The sequence below is a fragment of the Actinoplanes sp. NPDC051633 genome (assembly GCF_040681735.1).
Taxonomy (GTDB): domain Bacteria; phylum Actinomycetota; class Actinomycetes; order Mycobacteriales; family Micromonosporaceae; genus Actinoplanes.
This window is the reverse complement of record NZ_JBFAZH010000874.1, coordinates 1-3,351: the sequence shown is the minus strand read 5'-3', so window position 1 is coordinate 3,351 and position 3,351 is coordinate 1. Positions and strand designations below refer to the sequence as shown.

5 protein-coding genes are annotated in these 3,351 nt (G+C 69.8%); 3 read left to right on the top strand and 2 right to left on the bottom strand.

Going from position 1 to position 3,351, the window contains the following annotated elements; translation table 11 throughout:
* The coding region (locus AB0M20_RS33690) for a VOC family protein (RefSeq protein WP_364304380.1) at positions 1 to 132 on the top strand (132 nt) is incomplete at its 5' end.
* Between the two features lie 102 nt (positions 133 to 234).
* Complete coding sequence (locus AB0M20_RS33685; protein ID WP_364304379.1) at positions 235 to 408, top strand: hypothetical protein; 174 nt, start codon at positions 235 to 237, stop codon at positions 406 to 408.
* A 9-nt stretch (positions 409 to 417) separates the two neighbouring features.
* Here AB0M20_RS33685 and AB0M20_RS33680 read toward each other — a convergent pair whose 3' ends face one another.
* Both AB0M20_RS33680 and AB0M20_RS33675 read right to left on the bottom strand, forming a co-directional pair.
* Complete coding sequence (locus tag AB0M20_RS33680; protein WP_364304378.1) at positions 418 to 1,398, bottom strand: aldo/keto reductase; 981 nt, start codon at positions 1,396 to 1,398, stop codon at positions 418 to 420.
* Positions 1,399 to 1,419: 21 nt separating this feature from the next.
* On the bottom strand, positions 1,420 to 2,307 hold the full coding sequence (locus AB0M20_RS33675) for an aldo/keto reductase (RefSeq protein WP_364304377.1): 888 nt from the start codon (positions 2,305 to 2,307) through the stop codon (positions 1,420 to 1,422).
* Between the two features lie 149 nt (positions 2,308 to 2,456).
* On the opposite strand from AB0M20_RS33675, the gene AB0M20_RS33670 reads away from it, so the two are divergent.
* The gene (locus AB0M20_RS33670) at positions 2,457 to 3,335 is read left to right on the top strand and encodes a helix-turn-helix transcriptional regulator (protein ID WP_364304376.1); all 879 of its coding nucleotides are present in this window, start codon (positions 2,457 to 2,459) and stop codon (positions 3,333 to 3,335) included.
* The last annotated feature ends 16 nt before the right edge of the window (positions 3,336 to 3,351 follow it).

The window sequence follows — 3,351 nt, the reverse complement described above, 5'->3', positions numbered from 1 at the left end:
GACCAGGCGGCGGAGGTGGCCCGGCTGCGCGCCCTCGGCGCGACCGACCTGGACGTCGGCCAGGGCGACGTCCCGTGGACGTGCCTGTCCGACCCGGAGGGCCACGAGTTCTGCGTCCTGGCGCTGCCCTGACGCCCCGCCGTCGCGACTTCCGGAGTTCACCGATTCTGCATCCGGAACTCACCTTCTCTGGGCATGCTTTGGTCAGTGCCGCATCACCAGAGGAGGCGGACGATGTTCATCGCAGTGGCAGCGACGCTGGCTCTGATGGGCGGCGCCGTGGGCCTGACGCTCGATCGGCCGCCGGACGCGAGCCCGGCCCGCGATCGCCGTTGCAACGCGCTGATCGGGCTGATCCTGATCGCGCTGGCCGCCGGCCTGGTGTTCGGCGCGGTCCACCTGTTCTGAGGGGACGGCTCAGCGCTCGATCATCCGCATCTGCTCGTCGGTGTGGTGGCCGCCCTCGGCCACGGGCAGCGCGGTGAGGGTCGCGATCTGCTCGGGCGTGAGCGTAACCACATCCGCAGCCGCGTTCTCCTCCACCCGGCTGACCCGCTTGGTGCCGGGGATGGGCACGACGTCGTCGCCCTTGGCGAGCAGCCAGGCCAGGGCCACCTGGGCCGAGGTGGCGCCGACCTGATCGGCGACCGCCTGCACCTGGTCGGCGAGGCGCAAGTTGCGCTGGAAGTTCTCGCCGGTGAAGCGCGGGTTGTTCTTGCGGAAGTCGCTGTCGTCCAGCTTCTCGACGTCGGCAGGGCTGCGCAGGGCGCCGGTGAGAAAGCCCCGGCCGAGCGGGGAGTACGCGACCAGGCCGATGCCGAGCTCGCGCAACACCGGCAGGATCTCCTCCTGGTCGCGGGTCCACAGCGAGTATTCCGACTGCAGCGCGGTCACCGGGTGCACGGCGTGCGCGCGACGGATCGTGTCGACCCAGGCCTCGGACAGGCCGACGTACCGGATCTTGCCGTCCCGCACGAGCTGCGCCAGCGCGCCCATGGTGTCCTCGATCGGCGTGTCCGGGTCGACGCGGTGCTGGTAGTACAGGTCGATGTGATCGGTGCCGAGTCGCTTGAGCGAGCCGTCGACCGCGCTGCGGATGCTCGCCGGGCTGCTGTCCGGTCCGGCACCGCGGCCGGTGTGCGAGATCAGCCCGAACTTGGTGGCCAGCACCACGTCGTCACGGCGGCCCTTGAGCGCCTTGCCGACCAGCTCCTCGTTGACGTACGGGCCGTAGACCTCCGCGGTGTCGATCAGGGTGACGCCGAGGTCGATCGCCCGGTGGATGGTGCGGATCGACTCGGCGTCGTCGCTGCCGGCGCCGCTGTAGCCGTGCGACATGCCCATCGCGCCGAGACCGATCCGGGCGACGGTCAGTTCACCGAGCTTGGCGGTGCGCATGGCAGTTCCTCCGTGTGTGGATCAGGCTTCGGGGATTTCGCGCCCGAAGGACTCGAGGGTGATGGCCTCCGGCTCGGGGCCGCCGCGCTTGCCGGTGTCCAGGGCATCGATCGCGGCGAGCTGCTCGCCGGTCAGCTCGAAGTCGAACACGTCGAAGTTCTCCGCGATCCGGGCCGGCTTCGTCGACTTCGGAATCGCCGAGCGGCCCTGCTGCACGTGCCAGCGCAGCATCACCTGCGCCGGGGACTTGCCGTGCGCCTTGGCGATCTCCCCGATCACCGGGTCCTGCAGCGTGCTGGTGTGCTCGCCGTCGCGGTAGAACGTGATGCCGCCGATCGGCGACCACGCCTGCGACAGGATGCCGTGCCGAGCACCGAAGGCCTGCACCTCGCGTTGCTGGAAGTACGGGTGCACCTCGATCTGGTTCACCGCCGGCACGACCGTCGCCTTGTCCAGCAGGTCGGTGAGGTGGTCGACCATGAAGTTGCTCACGCCGATCGCGCGGACCTTGCCGTCGGCCAGCAGCTTCTCCAGGGCGCGGTACGCGTCGAGGGTCTTGCCGAACTCCGACGGCAGTGCCTGGTGCAGGATGAGCAGGTCGATCCGGTCGACGCCCAGTTTGCGAGCACTCTTGTCGAAGCCGTGCAGCGTCTGGTCGTACCCGTAATCGCTGATCCAGATCTTGGTTTCGATGAAGACCTCGGAGCGGTCGACGCCGGACTCGGCGATGGCCTCGCCGACCTCGCGCTCGTTGCCGTACGCGGCGGCGGTGTCGATGTGCCGGTAGCCGGCCGACAGGGCGGCCTGGACCGCGTCGCGGGTCTCGTCCGGCGGGGTCTGGAAGACGCCGAAGCCGATCGCGGGGAGCGAGACGCCGTTGTTGAGCGTCAGCTGCGAAGTGGTGGGCATGGTTTCCTTTCAGTTCCGGCAAGCAGGCGGATGGTGACTTCCGTACCCTGATACCAGCAAACATCGGTTCGCCGATTGCCGGGAGTTCCTGCTGGAAGGGGTAACGACAGGGTCCCCCTCCCGCTGGGAAAGGTGCCTAGCCTGGGTTTATGGACAATCGTGACGAGGTACGAGCGTTCCTCACCTCACGCCGGGCGAAGGTCAGCCCGGAGCAGGCCGGCATCCCCGCGTACGGCAGCCGCCGGGTCGCCGGGCTGCGCCGGGGCGAGGTCGCCGCCCTCGCCGGGGTCAGCGTCGAGTACTACACCCGCCTGGAGCGAGGCAACCTCAACGGCGTGTCCGACAGCGTCCTGGAAGCCATCGCCGGCGCGCTGCGCCTCGACGACACGGAGACCGCGCACCTGCACCACCTCGCGCGCGCAGCCGGGCCTCGGCCGGCCCGCGCCCGCGCCCGCCGCGACAAGGCACCCGAGATCCGCCCGGCGATCCACCGAGTGCTCGACTCGATGACCGGGGTGCCCGCCTTCCTGCGCAACCACCGCTTCGACATCCTGGCCGCCAACCCCTTGGGCATGGCCCTGTACGCGCCCATGTTCGCGGCGAACGCGGTGATGCCGGTGAACTCGATGCGGTTCACCTTCCTCGACCCGCATGCTCAGGCGTTCTACCCCGAGTGGGCGCAAGTGGCCCGCTCCGCGGTTGCCGCGCTGCGCATCGCCGCCGCCCGGAACCCGGATGACCAGCACCTGATGCACCTGATCGGCGAGCTGTCCATGCGCAGCGAGTCGTTCCGCGGCTGGTGGGCTGCCCAGGACGTCTACGTGCACCGCCACGGTACCAAGCGGTTCCGCCACCCGGCCATCGGCGAGCTGGACCTGGACTTCGAAGCGCTCGAGCTGGCCGGCGACGAGACGCTGACGGTCCTGACCTACTCCGCCGAGCCGGGCACACCCTCCGGAGACGGCCTCGAACTGCTCGCCACCTGGGCCGCGACGCAGAAGGCCGTGACTGCCCCGGCGGGAGACTGACGGCAACCGGTGGTGC